We start from the raw sequence: 25,748 nt of genomic DNA, 5'->3' as shown, positions 1-25,748 counted from the left end.
GATCAAGCGCGCCCGCGGTCTTTCGACCGGCTTCAAACCATTACTGAGTGGCAGTCGGGCGCTTGACCCAAACTGGCGACAGGTTGCTGCCGCTGCCGGTGACGTACAGCACGGCGGCTTCACCACGCTCCAGCGCAACAGGCTTCAGGTCGCTGACTTTCTTGTCACCGTCGAACAGCGCGAAGCTGACTTTGACCGGGTTGATTTCGCGCTCGCCGGTGCCCTTGGCAGCGACAGCCTTGACCACGTCGGTCTTGCCGTCAGCAGTTTTCAGGGTCAGCGACTTGTCGCTCAGGTTCTGTACGCGAACCAGCGACTTCTGCTTGTTCTTGAATGGCGGCTCTTCAACCAGCTGTGGAGCACCGGACGTGTTGTTCACGATGGTGTAGTAGTGATCGCTCGCCAGTTTCACCGGCAGGCTCTGGCTACCGATTTTGGCGGTGTAGTCGCCCTGTGGCATGAAGCCGAAGTCACTGCTGGCCAACGGGCCGATGTCGTTGAGGCTGGTGTTGCCGACGCTGGCGGTGATTTCGCTGTTGCTGGCGTTGTACACACGCACGAAGGTCGAACCTTTTGGTGCGGTTGGGCCGTACAGGGCTGCGTCACCACCGGCGAAAGCGGACAGGGACACAAAGCCCAGGCTTGCGGCGAGTACACAGGTTTTCAGCAGGTTGGTTTTGCGCGAACGAACTGGCATTGGGTTCTGCGAAGTCATAGTCAATAGTCCTCTCAGTTTTGCGCCCGAACGGGCGGCTTGGAGTTGTTGGCGTTGTCGGCCAGATTCTGTTGGGGGTCACGGGCCTTTTTGAGTTCAGCGATCCACTGGGGGTCGAACTCGGTCAGGTCGTTGTGAGCGGGCAGGTAACGCTCCGGGAATTCCCAGATGAGTACCTGCGGCGGGCTGCTCTTGAAGGCGTCGGTTTGCAGATACTTGAGCATCGGCAGGATCGGACCATGGCCGTCTTCGGCGTAGTTCACGACGTCGGCGTGCAGGGCCTGCTTCAAGGCACCGGCAAAGTTCCAGTTGGGGTTGGCGCTGTAACTGGTGCCGACCAGGCCGACTGCGACCGAATTGTCTGCGAACAGCGCGTCGCCGCTTTCCCCACCGGCATCAGCCGGGTTGGTGCTGCGCTGTTGCAGATCGTCCGGCTTGGGCAGCAGGTTGCTGAACAGCGGATCCAGCGGCAGGAAGTTGGTCAGATCGCCCTTGTAGGGTTCGGTCGACTTGGCTTCGGTGACGAAGTTCTGCGGCTCAACGTTCAGCGGCGCCTGTTGCGCAATCACGTTGCCCAACTGCTGAGCGACCACTTCGGCGCCCATCGGAGTCCAGTGAGTGTCGGTGCGCAGGAATACCTGGCCCTTCTCTTTGGCACCTTGCAGCGGCGTCAGCAGGTCAGGGGCGAGGATACCGGCCTGATTCACTTGCGCGTGGAATTGCTGATACAGGTCGGTGTGCAGCGCAGCCGGCGTATTGTCGCCCACGTGCTCCGGGTACAGACGCGTCTTGGCCGGAACGATTGCCAGCACCAACTGCGTACCCTGCTTCTTCAGCGTGTCGCGAACGCCCTGGATAATTGCCAGGTTGTCTGCTTCGTTCTGCTCGCTGTTGGCGACGGCATCGAACTCTTCGTCGGTGTACAGCCACTGGTCCTTGCCGAGGATGACGCCCGGACGGCCTTCGTTGAACAGCTTGTAATCCAGCGCGGCCCAAAGGTTGGTGCCCAGACGCTTGATCGGAAACTCCTCGTCGTAGTGGGTCTCCACCGCCTTGGTCCAGTGACCATTGAGCACGGTGGTTTCCTTCGAGGTCGAGAAGCCGACAAAGCTGCGCAGCGACCACAGGCCCAGCACCAGCAGAATCGCCAGGAACAGGAAGATGTAGAGGAAACGTAATGAACGGGTCATGTCAGGCTCCTCAGAACTGGAAGTAAAGGAACGGCGAGAAGCTGGCCGCCGAAAGTTTAAGAATCGAAGCAACGAACATCAGCAGGATCAGCGCGCGCATCAGATAGCGCGACCAGTCGACGGTCCAGTAGGCAGGCTGAACCTGCGCTTCGGTGCCGACGATGAAGCCGGGTTGATGAATGCTGCCCGGCTTGTCGCCCGGTACGGCCTTGATCAGGCCTGGCTCGGCTGCGGCAGGACCGTCGGTTTGAGCAGTCTTGTCCGTCGGCTTGGCCGGGGCACGGTTGCGGTAGAAGTCACGCAGGCCGAAGAAGGCGAGGGTGATGTACGCCACAACAAGCGTTGCAACCTGCAGACCGGTGAGGCTTGCGCGGTTGAGCTCCGACAGGCCCAGATCGCTGAAGCTGAACATCGCGCCATACATGCGAGCGGCAACGTGCAGGTTTTCAGAGCGGAAGATGACCCAGCCCATGACCACCAGCAGGAAGGTGAATGCCCAGCGAACTACGTTGAAGGTGCGCGGTGCGGTGTTCAGACCGATCGCCTTTTCAATCGCCAGCCATACACCGTGCCAGGCGCCCCAGACGATGTAGGTGATGTTGGCGCCGTGCCACAGACCGCCCAGCAGCATGGTCAGAAACAGGTTGCGGTAGGTCGCGACCTTGCCGCCACGGTTGCCGCCCAGAGTGATGTACAGATAATCACGCAGCCAGGTCGACAGGCTGATGTGCCAGCGACGCCAGAACTCGGTGATCGACTGGCTGATGTACGGCTGCTTGAAGTTTTCCATGAAGCGGAAACCCATCATCAAGCCCAGACCGATGGCCATGTCGCTATAACCGGAGAAGTCAAAGTACAGCTGTGCGGTGTACGCCAGTGCGCCCAGCCAGGCATCGCCCGTGGTGGGGTTTTGCAGTGCAAAGCAATGGTCGGCGACCACGGCCAGCGTGTCGGCAATGAAAACCTTCTTGATGAAGCCCTGCATGAACCGCGTGCAGCCCTCGGAGAACTTGTCCAGGGTGTGCGTGCGATTGTTGAACTGGTCGACCAGATCGCGGAAACGCAGTACAGGCCCGGCAATCAGGTGCGGGAAGATCGCCACAAATGCTGCGAAGTCGATGAGGTTGCGCGTCGCTGGTGTGTCGCCGCGGTAGACGTCGATGATGTAGCTGATGGACTCGAAGATGTAGAACGAGATACCAATCGGCAGCAACACATGCGTGAGAATGAAAGGCTCAAGACCTACGGACGTCATCATCGCGTTGATGCTGTCCACGCCGAAGTTGGCGTACTTGAAGTAGCCGAGGATGCACAGGTCGACGGCCACGCCGAGCAGCAGCCAGCGCTGTGCCGGTTTGGTTCTGACCCCGGCGGCGCCTACGCGCAGGCCGATCCAGTAGTTCCATAGCGTCACAGCTGCAAACAGTGCCAGGAAGTCTACCCGCCACCACGCGTAGAACACGTAGCTGGCGACTAGCAGCAGCAGGTTGCGATAACGTTGCCCGCTCAAATAGTACAAGCCGAGAAACACCGGCAAGAACAGGAACAGGAACACGTTGGATGAGAAAACCATCCTTTATCTCTCCATTTGTCCAACATCAAAGGCCGAAGCCCCCCAAACCCCCCATATAAAATGGAGGGGTGAAACATGCATCTGCCGACTCCCTGCAGGAGTGAGCTTGCTCGCGATGAGGCCAGTACATCCGACATCGTTATGTCGTCTGGAAAATCGCTTTCGCGGGCAAGCGCGCTCCTACAGGTCTTGCGTCCGCCGGACTACTCCGGCGCGGCTGCGCTTAAGAACCGCCCTTGTCACCCTTGTCATGCGTCGGGTCATAGGTACGGGTCAGGTCGCCGCCGAGGCGGAAGTTCTTGAACGGCTGCATCTTGTGTTTCTGTTCAAGCACATCCGGGCCGCAGTCGTACAGAGAGCAGTACGGTTCGAGCCAGGCAAATTTCATGTCGGTCTTGAGGTCCGTCATGTCCTGATCCTGACCGTCCCGGGCCTTAAACTCGCTGCCCGAGTTCTTCACGCCGGCCAGCACGCGATCACCCAGGCGCTTGAGCGCACCGTTGTTTTCCTGACGCAGATCGACGCCGTTGGCCTGCGCGAAACTCGCGATCATGGCCAGCGGAGGAAGTGCGTAGTTGTGGTACGCCAGCGCGCGTTGCTTGCGCTTCAACTCGTTCGGCAGGAAGCCTTGCGGGTCAACCTGATTGGCGGCGATCTTGAATTCCTTCACCGACCAGTCAAAGAGGTCCTGACGGTTGGTCGCCACTGCCGTCGACATCACAGCCCAGGCCGCCCAGTACGAGTGGTTGTTAGTCTTGTCGAGCGGCAAATTGTTCCAGTCGCTGACGACGTGATCCGCAAGTTTGCTGAACCAGCTTTCGATGATCTGCGTTTCCTGCTGGCGGGTGGCCAGCGGGTGCGATTCCGAGAACTTCAAGCGCAGATAAGCAGAGGACATGCTGCCCAGTGCCCATTTGCGCATCGACTTGCCGGTGTGGTTGAAATCCGTGGACTCCAGCGCATCGGCCTTGGCCCAGGTTGTCAGCATGTTGAGTGCACAATCGAGCTGTTCCGGGCGACCGTCACGCATGTATTGCATCACCACCTTGCTGGTGGCGCGCTCCATGGTAGTGATGTCTTTGGTCGCATCCCGAAAAGCCTGATCGGAGACGACATTCAATGTGGCGCGTGCCTTGTCCGAACCCTCGTACTTGCTGCGGAACTGCAGCGGGCCGGTGTAGGGCTGCGGAATGGCGTCACAGTTGAACTTGTTCTGACCGCTCTTGAATTTCTCGACACCCTCGTAGTAACCCTGCGGCGGCACAAGTGTCGACGCAGCGCTCGCGCTGGTGGCAAAGACTGTCGAAGACAGCATTGCCAGCGAGAGGAGGGTGGGGAGCATCAGTTTTGGAGTGTGCATAGGAGCCTCATAACCCGGCTTGCGCGGTTTGATGCGCGACATTCGGGAACACGTTGCGTTTGCATACTTTCGCTTCGACCTGCTGAGGCGCAGTGCCCGCTTCCGGGCCCTGAACTTCCAGTGCGAGCAATTGCTGGTCAGCCCAGTCCTTGTCATCGCGCAGTTCGAAGGAGAAGCGCCCGTCGGTTTCAGATGTTTCAGGTTTCTCGATCTTCAAGTCTTCGTGGCGACCGTTCATGTACCAGAGGCGCGCCTGAAGAGTCTTCACCGAGTTGTCGGCGAACTTGATATCGATCTGATTACTGCCGTTGCGCACATCCTTGATGCCGTTTTTGCCGTTGACCAGCAACTCGTTGATCCCTGGTTTGAGGGTGGTGCTGCTGCTCATGATTGCCGGTTTGCCTTCACAGCCGTTGTCCAGCAGCGACATCATCTGGCGATAGATGGTCTCCTGGTCCAGGCGGTAAAGCGGCGAGAATTCCCAGATCAGAATCTTGGGAGGGTGTTTCTGGAAGTCTTCGCTGCCCAGGTACTGCAGCATCGAACCTTCGAGGCCGCCGCCCGGGAAGGCGACGTTCAGCACATCAGCACCAATGAATTCCTGCAAGAAGCCGGCGAAGTTGTAGTTCTTGCCGCTGTGGCTGGTACCGACCAGGGTAATTTCCGGGTTACCGGAGTCACCAAACAGGTCGCCGTCGGCAGCTTCGCCTTTGGGTTCCGTCTCAAACTGGTCCATGTACTGGATGGCGTAACTCGTGCCGCACAATTGACCCGCCATATTGTGAAGAGTGCCCTTCTTGCCCATGCGACCTGACAAGTGGGTCTCGAATTCACGACGCGGAACACCGGCAAACGCCTGCATCTTCTTCACGGACTCGGCCACGATTTTCGCAGTGCGCTGGGCGCCATACGGCGTCCAGTGCTGGTCACCGCGGAAGTAGAAATCGTGGGCCTGCTGCTCGTTGGTCAACGGCGACAGGTCCGGCACGGTGTAGCCCATTTTCGCGAAGCGACCGAGCATGGCCTGGTAGTTGCGCAGCGCGGTGTTGTAGTCGAACTTGTCGCGCTCGGCCGGGAACAGCTTGTTACGGTCAACCAACCCGCGGGTCGGCTGGTAAACGACGACCAACTCCACACCCTTGCTCTTGAAGGCATCGTGCAGTTGCTGCATGCGGCGATAGCCTTCCGGCGTGGTGTCGAATTCGGTGCGCAGGTCTTCGCGGGTCCGGAACAGCCAGTCGCCCTGGGCCTGAACCAGCGTGGTGAAGTTCTGCTGGTAGCGGCTGACGTAGTTTTTCTCGTCGTGTGCTTCAGGGCACAGGCTGCAGCAAGGCTCGGCAGTAAAGCTCGGGGCAGTCGTGTCTGCGGCGTACGCCGCGTTGCCGGCGGCGAACAGTGCAGCGGTCAGGCCCGAGAGGCTGAGCAGTTTGATCAAGTGTGCGTGCATAGAAATATCTTCCTCAGTCCCGGAGTTGTTTCTGGCTTTCTACCGGGTCGATCAACACGGCTTTCTGCTGGCGCACCAGCAGATCGAGGATTTCGTCCTGACGATCGCCCAGAACACCGTTGAAGCTGATCCCGCTGGCTTTGGTCGGTGCAAGCATCGCGACCTTGTACAGCTCGACGCTCAGTGGCGAGTCGATGGACAGCGGTCCTGAACCGTTGGAGGTCAGTTCACCGCCGACCATGATCATCGAGACTTCTGCATCGAACGGATCGAGCTTGATGTCCCGGTCAGTGTCCGACAGGTCTTTGATGTGGCCGTAGACGCCCATCAGGCCGTTGCCGATGGCCAGGTTTTCGTACAGCTTGATGTTGGTGCTGTTACGTACCCGGATGCCGTGACGTTTGTTGGCGAACACGCGGTTGCCCCACAGCAGGTTGTCGGCGCTCTCGTACAACGTGATGCCGTCTGTGTGGTTGCGATAGATCTCGTTGTACGCCACCAGGTTGTTCACGCTGTTACGGTCAAGGACGATGCCGGACAGGTGGTTGTCGTAGCTTTTGTTGTTGATGATGAAGCTGTCGTTCACCTCACGGGAGACGATGATGCCGTGCTTCTTCTTCGTGCCGTACACCGTGTTTTCAGCAATGATCAGACCGTGCGAACGGTCGTGTGGGTCGATGCCGTAAACGATGTTGTCGTGGTAGGTGCTGCCCTTCACCACGAAGTCGCGGGTTTCATAGCAGTAGAAGCCGTACCACATGTCCGAGAATTCGGAGTTGACGATCCAGCCCGTAGGGTCCGGGCGGTTCATCTTCGCCTTGGTGTTCGGGGTGTACTGGGAAATACTGATCCCGTACGACTTGCTGTTGTTGTAGCCCAGGCTCGCCACTTTGGTGTTGAACATGTAGGTCTGGGTACCGCCCCACGACAACAGGAACGGCCGGAATTCCTTCGGCGCCTTGTACGTCGACGGGCCGTTGGCCGCTTCGCTCCAGCCGGTCAGCTTGGTGTCGGACATGAACAGCATGTTGTCGTTGACCAGGAACGCACCGGCGTCCTGGGACAGACGCAGCTCGACGGTTCTCTTGTCGATTTCAAGAATGCCTTTTCTGCCGACCACGATAGGCAGACGCGCCAGGAACACGCCCGGCGACGTTTCGCTCAGGTACTGCTTGGGCACCTTTTTAGCCAGGTCCTGCAGGGTCATGTAGCCGTCGTCCACGAAGATGGCTTCGGGAATGCCGTGCTGACGCGCAACCCATTCGGCCATCTTGTTATCGCCGCCGATGAACTCCTTGAGCGAGTCCTCCTGCATCATGCGTTTGATCGAAGCCTTGCCGGGCTTGGTGCGCACGATCTTTTTCTGCATGGCCTGCTGGGTGTAACCGGACAGGTCGGGCAACTTGGGCTTGTCCATGAGCAACGGCTCAATAGGCGCGCTGGTGATGGAGTAGGTCTTGGCCTGATGCAGACCTTTGACCACTTCACCCTTGCCGTCAGCCGGGTGCGCCGCCGGTGCAGGCACCGGCAGAGGACTGTTGGCCATCGCAGTCGTGCTGGCCAATAGCAAGGCGCTGCTCAGCACCGCGCTTCTCAGCACGGAGCTTTCCAGCAGGGCATGTGGCCATGCCCGGTGACGCAATCTGCTTGCTTGACTGTTCATCTCATTGCACTCCTATCGCGGCTTGCATCAGAAGCGCCAGATGACGTCGACGATGGCGCGGTGCATGTAGTTGTCCACACCGCTTTGGTACGCATCGCCCGGCTTGAAAACGCCTGCGCGGAGACGGATCAGCGCCGACGGTTCGTCGAACGACTGGCTCACCGCCGCGGGCAGCAGGCCCTGCTTAAAGTACTTGGTCACGACCAGATCCATCTCCTGGCCCAGGTCCTTGTTGCCGTCTTGCAACTGCAAGGACTGGAGAACGCCGGAAACGTCTGTACTCTCTGGCGCTGGATTGACGCCCGCGCCGCCGATAGGGGAGTGGCCATCAACGCGGCGGAACTTGTGGTAGATCAGCGAGGCGTCGTACTCGTCCTGCATCTGCCAGGAGGCAAACAGCGAGCCGGACTCTACGTTGGCCATCTCGCCCTGGAACGCTTCACCGAAGCGATGCACGCGCGAGCGGGTACCGGTCCAGTTCGAGCGGTTGCTTTCCAGACCGTTCTGTTCGTAGTTCTTGCTGGCGCGGGAGTAAGCGCCGCCCACTTGCCACATTGGATCCAGACGGAAACGCAGACCCAAATCAGTCGCCCAGCCGTTGACGTTTTCGTCGGTCTTTTCGCCAGCCACGTCCTGATCGCCAATGGCGTCGAAGCGGCTGCCGATGCGATCGCGGTCGCCGGTCAGCCAGGTCAGGCTGCCCCAGTAGTTGACGGTGTTCAGATTGCGGTAGTTGTACGCGTCGCTGTTGGCCTGCAGACCCAGCCAGGTCAGATCACCACGGCTGGTTTTGTCCAGGTCATCAATGGGCTCGCCCTGGTGTTTCAGGCTGCCGCCGTCGTGACTGTGGTGCGCGCGAATCCCTGCCCATTGGCCGGGTGTCCACTGGTATTCCACGTCGCCGTAAAGGTGTGAGCGGTCCTTGTCCTGCGCCGAAAGCTCGGTCAGGTCAGTACGGTATTCGCTGAAGCGTTGCGCAGCACCCACTTCGGCTTTGAGCAGCGTGGTGTCGAAGGTCCAGTTGACGGCTTCGATGTTGGTGTCGTGCCACTGACCGTCATCATTGCGCAGGCGCTGACGGCCCACTTTCAGGATCTCGCCAGGGTAGGCCGTGAAGCCGCTGTAGCCGATCCAGAATTCGCGCAGCGCGGCGTAGCTGTCATCCACCTTGCGGCTGTTGGAAGTGCTGCGCGAGCGTTGGGTGCTCTGGCCGTTCGCGTCGGTAACCTGCTGATCCAGCGGGTCAGTCTGAATGGTGTCGGTAGCAGCGACTACCTGGCCCATCGCGTAAGCGCTCCAGTCGCCCGACTCGCCATACGCCCATGGGCGCAGGTCCAGACCGACACCATTGACGTCGCCACCGCTGCGGGTGCCGAGGTCACGGTCGTCTTCCATCTGCCCGGTCACTTTGACTTCGAGGCCGAAATTCTGAGTGTCGGTCAGGGCTGCCAGAGTCGGCGTGGCCCACATCATGGAAAAACCCAGGCCCATGCCAGCTGCCATCAGAGGGTTCAACTTAAGCTTCATAGAGGTGCGTCCCCGCCGTCTTTTTCTTCTTGCAGGGTCTGCAAGGCCAGCGCATTTTGTGCTGTGGTGCCTCGGACCTGCTGTTCACGCTGGAGAAGACTCTGCGCCTGGGCGCGCTTCTCAGGCGGCAATTGTTCGTTCAGTTGTTGCGCAAGATCCGTCGCTTGCGGCGTGCCTTGAGCCAGTGCGAGCTGACCGAAGACCCACGCGTTGACCGGATCAGGCTTGATGCCTTTGCCTTGCGAGAACAACTGCGCGAGGGCGAAGTCGGCACTGTTCTGGCCACCGCGTGCGGAGGTCAGCAGCTGGTCGACAGCTTTTTGCGGGTCTGGGTGGCCCAGATAACCCCGGCGATAAAGCTGACCCAGGTAGTAATGCGCGGAGATCTGCGTCGCAGCGGCCTTGGTCAGGTGCTCCTCGGCTTTCTTCGCGTCCGGCAAGACCAGCTTGCCTTCGTAATACAGTTTGCCCAGCAACAGTTCGGCGCGCGGTTGGTCCGCGGCACGGCCGTTGTCCAGGTATTCCATCATCTTGTTGACGTCACCCAGTTCCGGGTAGTCGTACAGCAACTGCGCCAGGCTCACCCATGAAGCGGGGTAGCCGGGAGCCACTTTTTCAAGCAGCGTTTGCGCAGTCTTTTCGTCCGGCTTGCCCAGGGTCGAATCAGCCAGCACCCGGGCAACGCTGTCCACGCGCATGGCAGGTATGCTGCCCATGGCGTAGCCGCTTTGCATCTGCTGGATCAGCGCAGCCTGCTTGTCGGTTTCGCCGCGCTTCTGGTAAACGGTCGCCAGCTCGGTGTAGCAAACGTCCGTCGTGCGCAGCGCCTGCTTGCAGATGCTTTCCACGTCGGCCAGATGCTGGTCATAGGTGCCTTGAGTGCGATACAGCAGCACCTGGGCCAGGCCAGCTTCCGGGTAACCGGTGGCGCGCCACTCGTTGATCTTCTGCTGCGCGTTCACGTTCGGGAACGTGTGCGGGTATTGCAGATAGAGCATGGCCAGCGGGATCAGCGTGCCGGCTTCGCCGTTGGCGAAAGCGGTCTTCAACAGGCCTTCGGCTTCACGTTGCTCGGCTTCGGTGGAGTTCGGCTTGACCGCCAGCAGCTTGCCCAGGCGCGATTGCGCTCGGGGCGAAGTGGCGGCCGCAGCGCGGTAAGTCGCCTCGGCCTGCTTGATCAGCTCCGGGTCGCGGGTACCCACCTGGATGTCCGCGAGGCCGACCTGTGCGTCGCTGTAGCCCAGGTCCGCCAGTTGCCGATAGTTTTGCTCCGCCAGCGCGGTGTCGCCGCGTTTCAGGGCTTCGTTGGCCAGGCGCTGATCGGGCAGGCCGGCACAGCCGCCCAAACCGATAGCGATCGCCAGGCTCAACAATGTAGGGGCTGACAAGCTTCGTAGTGGGCTAGCCATGTTTAGAAACCTGCCGCCGTGGCTTTGTCGATCAGCCAGTTCAGCGATGGGCCACGGTTGCTCACCACTTCAACCGGACGACCTGCCAGGTTGCTGTTGATGGCTTCATCTGGCTGGATCTGAACGCGGATGTCGGAAGACAGGTCAGCCGGGCTCAATGCCGTGGCGCTGACGATCTTGCCGCTGTGGTTGCCTTCTTCGCCCGCCACCTGGAAGTTCACGCTGGCGCCCGGCTGGACGTCGGCGAACTGGCGGTAGGTGAAGCGTGCTTCGACGTTGGCGGCGACGTTGCGCGGCACCATCTGGAAGATCACTTGGCCCTTGCTGGCGTACTGACCGTCGGCGACGAGTTGCTTGGCCACGACGCAGTCGCATGGGCTGGTCATGGTACCGGCCAGCTGACGACCGAACAGCTCTTCGATCTTGGCAGGCTGCATTTCGTCCGGGTCCAGGTTGCCTTTCAACATGTCCAGCATGCTGGTGTTGAAGGTGGCCAGTGGAGCGCCTTTAGCTACTTCGCCGTTCGCGGTGACCAGACTGGTCACGGTGCCTTCACGAGGCATGGTCACGTCCAGGCTCGGTACGCTGACCAGACCCGACGTGGAGTGGCTGACGAAGTACATGCCGTAGACCGACTTGGCGACGAAGCCGAAGGCGGCCAGACCGACGATGAAGATACCGGCGCTGAAGGTCACTGCACGCAGACGACCGAACGCGCTCTGGCCGCTGCCGGAGTCTTTGTTCTTGCGCGCCTTGGTGAAGTTGTCGCGCTGCAGGGTCGCGAGCACTTCGCCCATGCTGATGAGATCGCCCGACAGGTGCGAAGTGATCAGGTGGCGCAGCGTTGCGATGTCCTGAGCTTCCAGGTGCTGGAACTGGCAACCCACACGGCCGGTGGCGGAATCGATGGTGCGCACTTGCAGGTCGATGTCCATTGCCAGACCGAGGTTGTCGATCAGGAACTGCAGGCGGCCTTTGATGACCTGACCCACGCTTGGGCGCAGATTGGCAGGAGCAACGAAGCTCAGACCGCCGGCGGAAAGGTCTTCGACGCGAACCAGTGGTGCGTTCGGCTGCCCGTTGAGCAGTCGCAGCTTGGCCGGGATCTTGACCCGTGCGTGCTGACGCTGGGCTTCGGATTCATGTACGACATTGGCATTCACGGCTGTATTCATGGTGATAATTCCTGATTAATCGAGTTGATCCATTGTTTCGGTCAGAGGCCCGTTCAGACCATTGTCAGCAGCACGGCAACGAAGATGCTGCCAGCCGAGAAAGTCATGGTCCGCGACGACCAGGTGTTGAACCAACCCTGGAAGCTGGCCATGTCGCGGCTCAGTTTTGTGTCCTGGCGGGTCCAGGACTGTCGGTCGAGACGGAAGAAGACGTAGATCTTCATCAGGGCGCCGACGATTTGGTTGTAATACAGAATGATCGGGTAGGCCGGTCCAATCCTGTGTCCGCTGCACGACAGCAGCAGGGTCAGAATCAGGCGGGTGATGCCGATCCACAGCAGGTAGGCCAGCAGAAACTCGATGCCGTACTTGAGGCTCGCCAACATGGCGACCGTCAGGCCCAGCAGGGAGGTCCACATCGACACGCGCTGGTCGAACAGCACGATGCTGGTGAAGATACCGAGACGGCCTACACCCAGGCCCAGCGCGCGGGAGTTCTGCCGAAGGTTGTTGCCATACCAGCGATACATCAGCTTGCGGCTGGCCTTCAGGAAGCTCTTTTCCGGCGGGTGCTCAACAGTGTTGATCGCGGCATCGGGCACGTAGAACGTGTCATAGCCCAGGCGCATCAGGCTGAACCAGCTCGACTTGTCATCGCCGGTCAGGAACTTGAAGCGGCCCAGACGCCAGTGCTGCAGCGAATCGCTTTCAACGTCGGCGATGAACACAGGGTCGGTCACCACGGTGGCGCGGAACACCGACATGCGGCCGGTCATCGTCAGCACGCGCTTGGACAGAGCCATCGAGCACATGTTGATGTGACGCTGAGCGAAACGCAGTTTGTGCCACTCGCTCATGATGTAGCCGCCGCGGACTTCGCAGAACTCGTTGGTGGTCAGGCCGCCGACATTGCCGAACAGCTGGAACCACGGAACGGTCTTCTGCACAACGCCTTCAGCCAGCACGGTGTCGCCGTCGATCACGGCCACTACGGCGCGGTCGTCGGGCATGTGACGGGAGATGGCGCGGAAGCCGAATGCCAGGCCGTCACGCTTGCCGGTACCGGCAATACGCACGAAATCCAGCTTCACGTGTTCCGGCGGGTTGTATTTGGCCCACAGCGCCTTGACCAGCAGCTCATCGGACATTTCAACCAGCGAGCACACGATGGTGGTCGGGAAGCCGCAGTTGATCGCTTCGCGGATCACCGAGCTGTACACCTGAGCGGTAGTCAGCGCATCGATGCGAAAGCTGGTAACCATCAGGAACACATGGGACGGATCGGCCGCCTTGCCCAGCTTGCGCACTTTACGGCGCAGGTGCGGGTAGACGATGTACAGGAAAATCATGCCGCGCACGAAGTGCGTTGCGCCCATCGAGTAGCGCCAGATGCCGACGATACCAATGAGGAAAATGAAATTTTTGGAATGCGAGTCAAACAGCGATGCAGGCAAGGCCATAGCAATGGCAGCCAGCAAACTCAGATAAAACAGCCAACCTGCGGCCTGGAGGAAGCCGTGCTTCAGCCTTTGCATAATGTGTATCCCTAAGTCAGTTGCAAACTCAAGCCGCAAGCTTCAAACCTCCAGCCGCAGGCATTGCTGCCTGGGGCTGGAGGAATGAAGCCTGAAACTTGCAGCTCGTGGCTTGCAGCTTGCTGAGTGTTACCAGCAGATACCTTCGATTTGACCGTTTTCAGTGGTGGTGCCTTTCATGAAGCCCACCAGGTCAATCACGCGCTTGCCAGCTGGCGCGTTGTTGGCGAGTGCACGGAAGCGCTCGTCGCGGTTGCCCAGGATGATCACGTCGGATTTGTCGATGACTGCGTCGAAATCCGAGTTCAGCAGAGAGGAAACGTGCGGGATCTTGGACTCGATGTAGTCCTTGTTCGCACCGTGGACGCGGGCGTATTCGACGTTGCTGTCGAAGATGCTCAGGTCGTAGCCTTTACCGATCAGCATTTCAGCCAGCTCGACCAGTGGGCTTTCGCGCAGGTCATCGGTACCGGCCTTGAAGCTCAGACCCAGCAGGGCCACTTTGCGAGTGTCGCTGGCGGCAACGATGTCGAATGCGTTCTGAACCTGGGACACGTTGCTGCGCATCAGGGAGTTGAGCAGAGGTGCGTCAACGTCCAGGCTGCTGGCGCGGTAGGTCAGGGCGCGAACGTCCTTCGGCAGGCAGGAACCGCCGAAAGCGAAGCCTGGGCGCATGTAGTACTGCGACAGGTTCAGAGCCTTGTCCTGGCAGACCACGTCCATCACTTCACGGCCATCGACGCCGACTGCCTTGGCGATGTTGCCGATTTCGTTGGCGAAGGTGACTTTGGTCGCGTGCCATACGTTGCAGGTGTACTTGATCATTTCGGCAACGGCGATGTCCTTGCGGATGATCGGTGCGTCGAGTTCTTCGTACAGGGACTGCAGAACGTCGCCGGACGCCTTGTCGAATTCGCCGATAACGGTCATCGGAGGGTGATCGTAGTCGGCGATCGCGGTGCTTTCACGCAGGAATTCAGGGTTTACCGCGACGCCGAAGTCAACGCCGGCTTTCTTGCCCGAGCAGTCTTCAAGGATCGGGATAACCACGTTGGCAACGGTGCCTGGCAGAACGGTACTGCGAACGACGATGGTGTGACGGGTAGTCTTGTCACGCAGCACGAAGCCGATTTCGCGGCAGACCGATTCAATGAAGTCCAGCTCCAGATCGCCGTTCTTTTTGCTCGGGGTGCCGACGCAGATCATCGACAGGTCAGTAGCGCGAATCGCTTCGGAGAAGTCGGTGGTGCCGCGCAGTTTGCCGGTCTTGATACCGGTTTGCAGCAGCTCGCCCAGACCAGGCTCAACGATTGGCGACTTGCCGTTGTTGATCAGATCGATCTTGGCAGCGGAGATGTCCACACCCACAACATCATGACCACGCGCAGAGAGGCAACCAGCGCAGACAGCGCCGACATAGCCCAAACCAAAGATGCTGATACGCATAGTAATCTCCTCGATGTTTACGCCATTTAGTTGGCCGAAATATAAAAATTGTCTTACAACTTTCGCGCACTCGTACGCACGGCAAATGAATGTCGCGTGACAAGCACAGGCAGAATTAAGGGTGAGTTACCTATATGAAAGGCAAACCCGAATTTTACAGATCTACAGTGTCGAGTAGCCCATACATATCTATATAGGTTCCCGATCTGGGATATGGCAGGACACTCCAACGGGTGGTTAGCGCGTCGCGCCCGGGCGCTCTAGGACAAGGTTTCTGGCCTTCCCCCAATGAATCGACTCCGGTTAGCGACTGCGGGCACCCGAATGGTGCTAGCTCAATTTACTTCAACTAGTTTGGTGCGTGACTCCTTGTACGTACCACTTGACCCGTGGGTCTAACTTCGTTGAGAAGCAACTTCCAGATCTGTCCATGTGCCATGTAAGAGATGTCCTACATGGGGGACGAGAATTGTTACGGGATGTAGGAGCGTGGGCAATGCCCATAAGTTCCGGGCCACTCGTCCTCTTTTTGAGATTTTTCGTAACACCGGGGTGACGTCAGGTGGGGTCGCGACAGGGTCAGGCTTGGTTAGACCCAGCCCCCACGGGGGTTTTAGCGCTATTAGAGTCAAAGCGCCACTACTGCAAACGAGGGCACTGTTTTAGATGAAAAAAGTTGTTAAATTTTTGAGAAAAAAAGAGGGGCTTAGTTTCCGCCTTATACTTGGCGCCAATTACTCGCCAGCACTACCGTTTGTCCGCTTAAATTGCAGGATTTGAACTAAGTATTCGTCGGATTTTGCGAAATCCATCACTGTTTAATTTGCCACCAGTTGGAGGGTGACGCACATCCGAATGAAGGGGAGGCCGATTAGAAGCTGAATTGAGGCGGACAGACGCCTCAATTAAAGGCATCGAACGAGGCGGAAACGTTCGCGCGGCGTCCTTGCCGCGACTGCGTAACCCAGTGCAAAGCCGGGTTGGCTTGCTGCAATCACGCGTCCTGCTGGTCGCGGAGGAACACCAGCCTGTCGGTGGATGACAGTTCCTTGCTGTAGCGGTAGCCCTGAGCGTCGAACTGCATCAGATCCTTGGGCTTGCTGATGCGCTCAGTGATGACAAAACGACTCATCATGCCCCGGGCTTTCTTGGCGTAGAAGCTGATGATTTTGTACTGGCCGTTTTTCTGGTCGCGGAACTCGGTCTCGATCACCCTGGCTTTCAAGGCTGGACGCTTCACGGCCGAGAAGTATTCGTTGGACGCCAGGTTGAGCAACAGATCGTCGCCTTGCTCTTCAAGCGCCTCGTTGAGCCACTCGCTGATACGATTGCCCCAGAATGCATAGAGGTCTTTGCCTCTGGCATTGGGCAATTTCGTGCCCATTTCCAGGCGATACGGCTGCATCAAGTCCAGAGGGCGCAACAGGCCGTAAAGCCCGGACAGCATTCGCAGGTGTTTTTGCGCGTAGTTCAAATCGGCTTTTTTAAGGGTCTCGGCTGCCAGGCCTGTATAGACGTCGCCCTTGAACGCCAGCAGCGCCTGCTTGGCGTTATCAGGCGTGAACGCAGGGTCCCAGCTGCCGAAGCGGGCGGCATTGAGGCCTGAGAGTTTGTCGGACAGGTGCATCAGTTCGCCGATCTGCGCCGGTGAAAAGTCGCGCAGCTGGCTGATGAGTTCCTGAGAGTGGTCGAGAAATTGCGGCTGGGTGTAGTGCTCTGTCGTCGGCGGCGTCTCGAAATCGAGGGTTTTGGCGGGGGAAATCACCATCAGCATGCGCAGTTCTCCTTTAATCGTCCGCCGATTCTAGGGGTTGCACGCAGAGGACTCCAGCTATGGCACTCATAGGTGCGCTGCTGCAAGTGTCCGGCACCAATCCGGCATTCTGGAATGAAGCAAATCCGCTATAGTGCCTCGCCGGTTTCGGCCTCTTTATAAAGGATTGGGAGCACGTCGTTTTGCGCATGCTGTTATTGATCGGCGCCTGCTTGCTGGGCCTTAAGGCACAGGCAGCCACTGGCGAGATTGCGATGCTGGATCGCACGGTCTGGCCAGAGGCACTCGAAACTCCGCAGCTGTTCGATGTCGCGTCTCGTGCGCAAATTCTCAGCTTCGCCCACCAGTTGCTGGAAAGCGAAAACCTCAGCGATGCACAGCTCAGTGCCCGCCTGGGCCTGCGACAGGTCAACCTGCCAACGGTCAATCTGATCCGCACACGGTTGTGGACACGCCTGTTCGAAAACTGGAAAGCCGCCGAAAAAACCTGCGGAGCCGACGCCTCCTTTTGCGTGCTGGTCGATGACGTGCCGATGCTGCGTCAGCGGGCTGGGGAATATAAGGTCGCCGATGATTCCTTTTATGCGGGCTGGGCGGCGCCGGCCGATGCATTTAACCAGCGGTACCTCAACGAGCTGCTGCGCATGGCCGCCTTGTTCCCGCAAACCAGCAGCGAGGTCGAGCGGTTCAACTCCGACGAGCTCAGCGGCGACGAGATGCCGGACAGAACCTTCCTGCTCAACTTCGAGAGCGGTCCGACCACCGCCGATGGCGCCACCGACTGGCTGGCCGACTTCATGCGTCAACAGCAGATCACTGCGACGTTTTTTGTATTGGGTAAAAGCCTGCAGAGCCGGCTCGACGCCAGCTCGCCCCAGGCGCTGCAAAACCTTTACCGCCAGCAGTGCGTCGGGCTTCAGGGATGGGAGTTTCGGTCCCATGCCCACTGGCGCGACTGGCAAGACTCCATCGAACGCACCGCCGCGTTGCTTCAGCAAGTCTTGCCGGACAACTTCGTGCCCTTGTTCCGCCCACCCTATGGCCATCGACGCGCAGACAGCGCGCCGTTTTTCCGGGACCAACAGCTTCGCGTCTCGCTCTGGAACATTGATTCCCAGGACAGCACCGGGCGCATCAGCGCCGAGCAGGCTGCCAATCGAGTCCTGACGCTGATGCTGCTGTGGCGACGCGGCAACGTGGTGTTCCATGACAGCACGGACCGTGCTCAGCAGGCAGTGCCATGGCTGATGGCCAATACCGCGCAAAGCGGAGTGACGTGGGAGGACTGCCACATCTATCCGCAGCAGTTGGCGGACGAAGAAGACAATCAGGACGAAGAGGCCGACACCCCGGACGAAGACGCAACGGACGAGGAAACGATGGACAAGAGGCAGGAGGAGGAGCCCGTTCAGCCTGATGCAAAGGCGACGGAGGCAGCGACCGAGAAAAAAGCGGGGGAGTGAGGGGAGTAGCCAGGAGCATCGAAGGCCGGAAATTTCTGAAGAATTGTCCTCGACCGGACTTTCGACTTTAAACGCGCCCAAGGCATCCGCCAAGGCCTTTTTGTCGCCTGAAAAATAAACTTCAAAAAGCGTTGAAACGCGTTTTTATGTCATCGGTTTTGCGGTATTACGACAACAGACCGCCGAACCCTGCAACACAGGTGGCGTCATCCCAGACCCACTTTGCGCATTTTTCTCCTGCCTCAAGGAGAAAGCCGCGGCGGCCTTTTCGTGGCGCAGCATCGCTGTGTGTTGCGTCACTTGGCTTCTACAAAGGTGAGCGAGTATGGATGACCACGGACGCACCCCTTCCTCTAACCAGCCAATCCTTTATGTGCTCGATACCAATGTATTGATTCACGATCCAAACGCGCTTCTAAATTTCGAAGAACATCACGTTGCCCTGCCCATGACCGTCCTCGAAGAACTGGACAAGCTCAAGGCGGGCAAGCACTCGGTGGCGGCTGAATGCCGTCAGGCGATCCGTCTGATCGACAAGACACTCGGCGAGGCGACCCCGGAGGAGGTCGAGCAAGGCGTACCCATTGACCGAGGCACAGGCGTATTCAAAGGGTACCTGTCCATTCTCATGAACAAACGGCAGGATCCAAACCGCCTGCTGCCCGACAACCTCAATGACAACATCATCATCAACCAGTTGATCGACCTGCACGCGCTGAAAAAGGACACGCGCATCGTGCTGGTCACCAAAGACATCAATATGCGCCTCAAGGCGCGGGCCTGCGGCATCGAAGCGGAAGATTACAGCACCGATCAGCTGGTCGATGACGTGTCGATGCTGTCGCGCGGCTATCACACCATGACCGGTTCTTTCTGGGACCGCGTCAGCAAAGTCGATACCCGTCAGGACCATGGCCGTACCTGGCATAAGGTGCAGATGATCGAGCAGATCCCGGCCGTTCATATCAACGAGTTCATCATTGATGAGCAAGGTTTTGTGGGCTGGATCAAGGGCGTCAAACCGGATGAGCTGCTGCTGCTGGACATGCACCAGGAGCCGTTGCTGCACCAGGAGGCGTGGGGGCTGAAACCCCGCGACATTTATCAGGGGCTGGCGCTGTTCGCGTTGCTCGATCCGGATATCCATCTGGTCAATCTGTCGGGCGCAGCCGGTTCGGGCAAGACCATTCTCGCGCTGGCCGCTGCTATCGAGCAGACCATGGTAAGCAAGCGCTATCGACGCATCATTGCGACACGCAGCGTGCAGGGGCTTGACCAGGAGATCGGCTTTCTGCCAGGTACCGAAGCAGAGAAGATGGAACCATGGCTTGGCGCGATCACCGATAACCTGGAAGCGCTGCACATGGACGATGAAAACACCCACGGCAGCGTTGATTACATCCTCAGCAAGGTGCCGTTGCAGTTCAAATCCCTTAACTACATTCGCGGCCGTAGCTTCCAGCAAAGCCTGATCCTGATCGATGAATGCCAGAACCTTACGCCGCACCAGATGAAGACCATCATTACGCGTGCCGGTGCAGGTTCCAAGGTGGTCTGCCTGGGTAACCTGGCGCAGATCGATACCCCATACCTGTCGGCCACCAGTTCGGGGCTGACCTATCTGACGGAGCGATTCAAGGATTTCCCCAACGGCGTGCACATCAGCCTGCAAGGCGTACCGCGCTCGATCCTGGCGGAATACGCGGAGAGCCATTTGTAACCCTCTGATCCATGGACATCAACTGAATGTCCATTCACCGCTGAACCTGTAGGAGCCGGCTTGCTGGCGAACGCTTTCGGTCATGCGATGCAACTGACCCACTGCATTCGCCAGCAAGCCGGCTCCTACGGTCACGCGTTCGACCCGGCGTCTACGGTCACACGTCCGGTCCGGCTTTTAGGGTCATACGTCCGGCCCGGCCCCTGCTGTGATCCATGGACTTAACTGAAATCCATTCACCGCTGAACCTGTGGGAGCCGGCTTGCTGGCGAACGCTTTCGGTCATGCGATGCAACTGCAACTGACCCACTGCATTCGCCAGCAAGCCGGCTCCTACGGTCACGCGTTCGACCCAGCTTCTACGATCACACGTCCGGCCCGGCGTCTACGGTCATACTTCCGGCCCGGCCCCTGCTGTGATCCATGGACTTAACTGAATCCATTCACCGCTGAACCTGTAGGAGCCGGCTTGCTGGCGAACGCTTTCGGTCATGCGATGCAACTGACCCACTGCATTCGCCAGCAAGCCGGCTCCTACGGTCACGCGTTCTACCCGGCGTCTGCGGTCACACGTCCGGTCCGGCTTTTAGGGTCATACGTCCGGCCCGGCCCCTGCTGTGATCCATGGACTTAACTGAAATCCATTCACCGCTGAAAACCTGTAGGAGCCGGCTTGCTGGCGAACGCTTTCGGTCATGCGATGCAACTGCAACTGACCCACTGCATTCGCCAGCAAGCCGGCTCCTACGGTCACGCGTTCTACCCGGCGTCTGCGGTCACACGTCCGACCCGGTTTTTTACGGTCACACTTCCGGCCCGGCTCCTGCGGTCAGGTGCTCGCGGGCAAGCTCCTACAGTTAGGTCTCCATCAGCGTTACAATCCCCGCTCCTGTCCAGGAGTTATCCCGTGCTTACCCATCTCGATTCCCAAGGTCGCGCCCACATGGTCGACGTCACTGAAAAAGCCGTGACGTTCCGTGAAGCCGTGGCCGAAGCGCGTGTGCGCATGCTGCCCGAAACCCTGCAAATGATCGTTGCCGGCGGGCACCCCAAAGGCGACGTGTTTGCCGTGGCGCGCATCGCCGGCATTCAGGCAGCCAAGAAGACCAGCGACCTGATCCCTCTGTGCCATCCCCTGATGTTGACCGGCGTGAAGGTCGAGCTCACGGCCGAAAGCGCAAACACCGTGCACATCGTCGCCCGCTGCAAACTGTCCGGACAGACCGGCGTGGAAATGGAAGCGCTGACCGCTGCCAGCATTGCCGCTCTGACGATCTATGACATGTGCAAGGCGGTCGACCGCGGCATGACCATCGAGCATGTGCGGCTGCTTGAAAAGCTTGGCGGCAAGAGCGGCCATTTCATCGCTGACGAACCCGTGAGTGCCCAATGACTATTCATGTCCAAGTTCAGTATTTCGCGCGCTTTCGCGAAACCCTCGGTACCGAAAGCGAGCACCTGGAAGGTACGTTTGCGACCGTCGAAGCGGTGCGCCAGCATTTGCTCGAGCGCGGTGGCGTGTGGGAGGTGCTGAGCGAAAGCGGCATCATGTGCGCGCGCAATCAGGAGCTGTGCTCGCTGGATGAGCCGATTGAGCCGGGCGATGAAGTCGCATTCTTCCCGACTGTCACTGGAGGCTGAGATGAGCGTGCGAGTCCAGGCGGCGGCGTTCGATCCGGGTGCCGAAGTCAATGCCATGCACGATGCCAATGTCGGCGTGGGTGCGGTGGTGAGCTTTGTCGGCTACGTGCGTGATTTCAACGACGGACGTGAGGTGGCAGGCATGTTCCTTGAGCACTACCCCGGCATGACCGAAAAGGCACTGTTGAAAATCGTCGACGAGGCTCGGCAGCGTTGGCCGTTGCTGAAGCTTGAGGTGATCCATCGAGTAGGCGAGCTGGAGCCGGGCGAGCCGATCGTATTCGTCGCGGCTGCCAGCGCCCACCGTCAGGCCGCTTTCGAATCCTGCGACTTCGTGATGGATTACCTGAAAACCCGCGCACCCTTCTGGAAGAAGGAAAGCACCGCACAAGGACCGCGCTGGGTTGAAGGCCGGGACAGCGATCACAAGGCGGCGGACCGCTGGAAGTAGTCGTGCTGGTGCAACCAGGCGTCTGCGGGTCTGGGTCTGCAACCAGCTTCGCTTGTTCGCGGTCGCAACCGGTCATGAGCACCGTATCCAATTCATGACGGGGATGTTTATTGTTGACGTCAGGAAGACGTCGCACTAGCATGTGCTCGTTTTGATATCACTGTGATATCTCTCAGGGAAGAGCACGTCTAATGAGAACGCCTCAATCGGGTTCTGTCGCGTCACTCTCTTAATATCCTTTGCCTCTCTATCCACGCCCGTCGTGAGCGCCTGCTTGCGCCTGCGGATCATTGCGGGTGGGCCTGACAGCGGAGTCGCAGCGAGTCATCAGTATTAAACGTCTTCCGGAGACGACCGTTTAGCGCGGCGTTTATATCGGAGCACGGAACGGAATTTATTAGCGCGGAGCGTAGGTGTGAACAGACTGCAGCAGGTTTTCATTTCAGGGATGGCGGCAGCGACGCTGGCGTTAATGGGCGGCTGTGCGACGGAAAGCTCGCGCGCCATGCCGGTGGAGAAGGTCGAAAGCTTCAATACTGCTTACGCAGGTGTGCGCACGCCAATCGCCGTCGGCAAATTCGACAACCGTTCGAGCTACATGCGCGGGATCTTTTCCGACGGCGTCGACCGCCTAGGCGGTCAGGCCAAGACCATCCTGATTACCCACATGCAGCAAACCAACCGCTTTAGCGTGCTGGACCGCGACAACATGTCGGAGATCGGTCAGGAAGCGGCGATCAAAAACACTGCCCAGCAACTCAAGGGGGCCGATTACGTGGTCACCGGCGACGTCACTGAATTTGGTCGAAAGGAAGTCGGTGATCAGCAGCTGTTCGGTTTGCTGGGCCGCGGCAAGTCGCAGATCGCCTACGCCAAAGTGGCGCTGAACATCGTCAACATCAGGACCTCCGAGGTGGTGTACTCCACGCAAGGTGCTGGTGAGTATCAACTGTCCAACCGTGAAGTTATCGGATTCGGCGGCACCGCCAGCTATGACTCCACGCTCAACGGCAAGGTGCTTGATCTGGCCATGCGCGAGGCGGTCAACAATATGGTCCGCGCCATTGACGCAGGTGCCTGGAAACCGGCCATCAAGTAATCACGACAGGGAGCTTATTTAACATGGAAACGAAAATGAACGGTTTACGCGTGATTGCAGTGGCTGCTGCGGCCTTATGGCTCAGCGGCTGCGCCCAGCCCAAGACGCTGTACCAATGGGGCAGCTATCAGCCTGAAGTCTACGAATACTTCAAAGGCGAATCCAAAGAGGCGCAGGTCGCCAAGCTGGAGGAAGACCTGCAGAAAATTCGCTCCACCAACGGCAATCCGCCGCCGGGTTATCACGCTCAGCTGGGCATGCTATACGGCAGCCTGGGCAAGGATGATCAGATGGTCCAAGAGTTTCGCACTGAAAAAACGCTGTTTCCCGAGTCGGCGACCTATATGGATTTCCTGATGAGAAACGTCAAGACAGGAGTCGCGTCCAAATGAACCGTATCTTTCTGAAACTCGCGGCCGGTCTGTTCGCCGCAACGCTGCTGGGTGGGTGTGTCGCCCCCAAGACTGTTGATTATTCGGCGTTCAAGGAAAGCAAACCACGTTCGATACTGGTGATGCCGCCGGTGAACGAGTCGCCCGACGTAAAGGCAACGTACAGCCTGCTTTCCCAAGTGACCTTTCCGCTGGCCGAGGCGGGTTATTACGTCGTGCCAGTTGCCCTGGTCGACGAGACGTTCAAACAGAACGGCCTGACCAACGCAAACGACATTCAGGAAACCTCCCCGGCCAAGCTGCGGGAAATCTTCGGTGCGGATGCGGCGATGTACGTCAAGGTGACGCAGTACGGCACCACCTACATGGTGATCAGCAGTCAAACGGTCGTGACTGCCACTGCCAAATTGGTGGACCTGCGCAGCGGCACGACGCTATGGACGGGCACTGCGACCGCTTCCAGTGACGAAGGCGGCAACAACAGCGGCGGCGGATTGATTGGCATGCTGATCACTGCAGCGGTCAAGCAGATCATCAACAGTTCCACCGACGCGGGTCATCCAATTGCCGGGATCACCAGCCAGCGTCTGCTTTCTGCGGGCCAGCCGGCCGGCTTGTTGTACGGTCCACGCTCCCCGCGATACGGGACAGACTGACACCGGGCAGGCATAAAAAAAGCGCAACCCCCCGGGTTGCGCTTTTTTGTTTGCAGCAAGCCAGCAGCCTTCAGGGCTGCACTCTCACCACTGGCCTCAACAACACAGTCGGCGGCGTCTCGCAGCTGATCTTGCGGCCGAGCTTTTCTTCGATGGACGGCAGCTGGTAGGAGTCGTCCTCGCCGGCGAAGCTGATCGAAACGCCGTCTGCGCCTGCACGGCCGGTGCGGCCAATGCGGTGCACGTAGTCGTCCGGCACTTCGGGCAGGGTGAAGTTGATCACGTGGCTGATGCCGTCGATGTGGATGCCACGACCGGCCACGTCGGTGGCCACCAGCACGCGGATCTTGCCTTCGCGGAAGCCTTCCAGCGTCTTGATCCGCTTGTGCTGCGGTACGTCACCGGACAACTGCGCCGCATTGATGCCGTCACGCACGAGACGTTCTTCGATGCGCCGCACTTCATCCTTGCGGTTGGCGAAGACCATCACGCGTTCCCAGCCGTTGTCATTGATCAGGTTGAACAACAGCTTGTACTTGTCCGCCCCCGCCACGGCATAAATGTGCTGCTCGACGGTGTCGCTGGCCACGTTCAGGGATTCGATCTCGACGATTGCAGGATCGGTCGTCCACTGTTTTGCGAGGTTCATCACGTCTTCGGTGAAGGTGGCGGAGAACAGCAGGGTCTGGCGCTCACCCTTGTGCGGGGTCTGGCGGATGATCGAGCGCACTTGAGGGATGAAACCCATGTCCAGCATGCGGTCGGCCTCGTCCAGCACCATGACTTCGACCATGTCCAGGTGCACTTCACCGCGTTGGGCGAAATCGAGCAAGCGGCCCGGGGTCGCAACCAGAATGTCGCAGTGGCGCGCTTCGAGGTGCTTTAGTTGCTTGTCGAAGTCCATACCGCCAACAAACGTCATGACGTTGAGATCGGTGTACTTGGTCAGCGCCTCGGCGTCCTTGGCGATCTGCACGACCAGCTCGCGGGTCGGAGCGATGATCAGGGCACGCGGCTCACCCATGTAGCGCTCCTTGGGCGGAGGCGTTTGGGTCAACTGGGTGATGATGGAAATCAGGAACGCAGCGGTCTTGCCGGTACCGGTCTGTGCGCGGCCGATGGCATCGCGACCTTTGAGCGTGTAACCCAGAACGCCTGCCTGGATCGGCGTGCAATACGGGAAGCCCAGGTCCTGAATGGCGTGCATTAGCTCGGGCGCGAGCGGGAAATCATGGAAGCGGGTTTTGCCTTCCTGGGGTTCGACGACGAAGTCCTCGGGTTTCCAGGGAATGACGACGGGCTTGGGCGCACGTTCACGGCGGGGGCGTTCAGCCCTGGCGGGCGCAATGACGGCCGGCTCAGCGACGGCCGGTTCAACGGCTTCCAAATGCTCGGCCGCAGGCACGTGCACTTCTGCTGCTGACGGTTCCTGCGAGACGCTTTCGGTCTGACGCTGGGGGACGGGGAGGGGAGCAGCAGGTGCGAGCGGCTCAGCCTCGCTTTTACCGAACA

The 25,748-nt window shown here is 59.2% G+C and carries 19 protein-coding genes and 2 pseudogenes; 8 read left to right on the top strand and 13 right to left on the bottom strand.

Annotated features, from left to right (window positions below; genetic code table 11):
- Nucleotides 1-40: 40 nt before the first annotated feature.
- The 12 genes from LT42_RS16045 to yaaA form a co-directional block, all read right to left on the bottom strand.
- Nucleotides 41-697, bottom strand: coding sequence for an alginate O-acetyltransferase AlgF (locus LT42_RS16045; protein ID WP_037017384.1), 657 nt, complete (start codon nucleotides 695-697; stop codon nucleotides 41-43).
- A gap of 32 nt (nucleotides 698-729) precedes the next feature.
- Nucleotides 730-1,905: an alginate O-acetyltransferase gene (locus LT42_RS16040; RefSeq protein ID WP_037014978.1), complete on the bottom strand. Its 1,176-nt coding sequence runs from the start codon at nucleotides 1,903-1,905 to the stop codon at nucleotides 730-732.
- 10 nt (nucleotides 1,906-1,915) lie between these two features.
- Nucleotides 1,916-3,478 carry an MBOAT family O-acyltransferase gene (locus tag LT42_RS16035; protein ID WP_037014975.1) on the bottom strand — a complete coding sequence of 521 codons (1,563 nt, stop codon included), beginning with the start codon at nucleotides 3,476-3,478 and terminating at the stop codon, nucleotides 1,916-1,918.
- Nucleotides 3,479-3,701: 223 nt separating this feature from the next.
- The gene (locus LT42_RS16030) at nucleotides 3,702-4,838 is read right to left on the bottom strand and encodes a mannuronate-specific alginate lyase (protein WP_037014973.1); all 1,137 of its coding nucleotides are present in this window, start codon (nucleotides 4,836-4,838) and stop codon (nucleotides 3,702-3,704) included.
- Between the two features lie 7 nt (nucleotides 4,839-4,845).
- On the bottom strand, nucleotides 4,846-6,285 hold the full coding sequence (locus LT42_RS16025; RefSeq protein ID WP_037014970.1) for an alginate O-acetyltransferase: 1,440 nt from the start codon (nucleotides 6,283-6,285) through the stop codon (nucleotides 4,846-4,848).
- Between the two features lie 13 nt (nucleotides 6,286-6,298).
- Nucleotides 6,299-7,948 (bottom strand): mannuronan 5-epimerase AlgG, encoded by a 1,650-nt coding sequence (algG, locus tag LT42_RS16020; RefSeq protein ID WP_081955402.1) that lies wholly within the window; start codon nucleotides 7,946-7,948, stop codon nucleotides 6,299-6,301.
- A gap of 27 nt (nucleotides 7,949-7,975) precedes the next feature.
- Nucleotides 7,976-9,475, bottom strand: coding sequence for an alginate export family protein (locus LT42_RS16015; RefSeq protein WP_037014967.1), 1,500 nt, complete (start codon nucleotides 9,473-9,475; stop codon nucleotides 7,976-7,978).
- Nucleotides 9,472-10,884, bottom strand: a complete 1,413-nt coding sequence (algK, locus tag LT42_RS16010; protein ID WP_037014965.1) for an alginate biosynthesis TPR repeat lipoprotein AlgK — start codon at nucleotides 10,882-10,884, stop codon at nucleotides 9,472-9,474. Before algK ends, LT42_RS16015 begins: the two co-directional genes overlap by 4 nt.
- Before the next feature lie 2 nt (nucleotides 10,885-10,886).
- Nucleotides 10,887-12,059: a PilZ domain-containing protein gene (locus tag LT42_RS16005; protein ID WP_037014963.1), complete on the bottom strand. Its 1,173-nt coding sequence runs from the start codon at nucleotides 12,057-12,059 to the stop codon at nucleotides 10,887-10,889.
- Nucleotides 12,060-12,112: 53 nt separating this feature from the next.
- Complete coding sequence (gene alg8, locus LT42_RS16000; RefSeq protein ID WP_037014961.1) at nucleotides 12,113-13,594, bottom strand: mannuronan synthase; 1,482 nt, start codon at nucleotides 13,592-13,594, stop codon at nucleotides 12,113-12,115.
- 129 nt (nucleotides 13,595-13,723) lie between these two features.
- Nucleotides 13,724-15,040, bottom strand: coding sequence for a nucleotide sugar dehydrogenase (locus LT42_RS15995; protein ID WP_037014959.1), 1,317 nt, complete (start codon nucleotides 15,038-15,040; stop codon nucleotides 13,724-13,726).
- Nucleotides 15,041-16,034: 994 nt separating this feature from the next.
- Nucleotides 16,035-16,814 (bottom strand): peroxide stress protein YaaA, encoded by a 780-nt coding sequence (gene yaaA / locus LT42_RS15990; protein ID WP_037014956.1) that lies wholly within the window; start codon nucleotides 16,812-16,814, stop codon nucleotides 16,035-16,037.
- Nucleotides 16,815-16,996: 182 nt separating this feature from the next.
- Here yaaA and LT42_RS15985 point away from each other — a divergent pair.
- The 8 genes and pseudogenes from LT42_RS15985 to LT42_RS15950 all read left to right on the top strand — a co-directional run.
- A pseudogene (locus LT42_RS15985) lies at nucleotides 16,997-18,157 on the top strand (polysaccharide deacetylase family protein); the annotation flags it as partial.
- A gap of 445 nt (nucleotides 18,158-18,602) precedes the next feature.
- The gene (locus tag LT42_RS15980; protein ID WP_037014953.1) at nucleotides 18,603-19,997 is read left to right on the top strand and encodes a PhoH family protein; all 1,395 of its coding nucleotides are present in this window, start codon (nucleotides 18,603-18,605) and stop codon (nucleotides 19,995-19,997) included.
- A gap of 907 nt (nucleotides 19,998-20,904) precedes the next feature.
- Nucleotides 20,905-21,390: a cyclic pyranopterin monophosphate synthase MoaC gene (gene moaC / locus LT42_RS15975; protein WP_037014950.1), complete on the top strand. Its 486-nt coding sequence runs from the start codon at nucleotides 20,905-20,907 to the stop codon at nucleotides 21,388-21,390.
- 2 nt (nucleotides 21,391-21,392) lie between these two features.
- Entirely contained in the window at nucleotides 21,393-21,638 is a 246-nt protein-coding gene (locus LT42_RS15970) for a MoaD/ThiS family protein (protein ID WP_152597711.1), read from the top strand.
- Between the two features lies 1 nt (nucleotide 21,639).
- Nucleotides 21,640-22,089 (top strand): molybdopterin synthase catalytic subunit MoaE, encoded by a 450-nt coding sequence (gene moaE, locus LT42_RS15965; protein WP_037014945.1) that lies wholly within the window; start codon nucleotides 21,640-21,642, stop codon nucleotides 22,087-22,089.
- Between the two features lie 448 nt (nucleotides 22,090-22,537).
- Nucleotides 22,538-23,188 (top strand): CsgG/HfaB family protein, encoded by a 651-nt coding sequence (locus LT42_RS15960; protein WP_070356539.1) that lies wholly within the window; start codon nucleotides 22,538-22,540, stop codon nucleotides 23,186-23,188.
- 23 nt (nucleotides 23,189-23,211) lie between these two features.
- Complete coding sequence (locus LT42_RS15955) at nucleotides 23,212-23,580, top strand: DUF4810 domain-containing protein (protein ID WP_037014940.1); 369 nt, start codon at nucleotides 23,212-23,214, stop codon at nucleotides 23,578-23,580.
- Nucleotides 23,577-24,236, top strand: a complete 660-nt coding sequence (locus LT42_RS15950) for a DUF799 domain-containing protein (protein ID WP_037014937.1) — start codon at nucleotides 23,577-23,579, stop codon at nucleotides 24,234-24,236. Before LT42_RS15955 ends, LT42_RS15950 begins: the two co-directional genes overlap by 4 nt.
- Before the next feature lie 70 nt (nucleotides 24,237-24,306).
- Here LT42_RS15950 and rhlB read toward each other — a convergent pair.
- A pseudogene (gene rhlB, locus LT42_RS15945) lies at nucleotides 24,307-25,617 on the bottom strand (ATP-dependent RNA helicase RhlB); the annotation flags it as partial.
- Between the last annotated feature and the right edge of the window lie 131 nt (nucleotides 25,618-25,748).

Origin of the sequence: Pseudomonas lutea, assembly GCF_000759445.1 — a bacterium.
Taxonomy (GTDB): domain Bacteria; phylum Pseudomonadota; class Gammaproteobacteria; order Pseudomonadales; family Pseudomonadaceae; genus Aquipseudomonas; species Aquipseudomonas lutea.
Note: the sequence above shows the minus strand (reverse complement) of the source record. Positions and strands in the feature narration are given on the sequence as shown.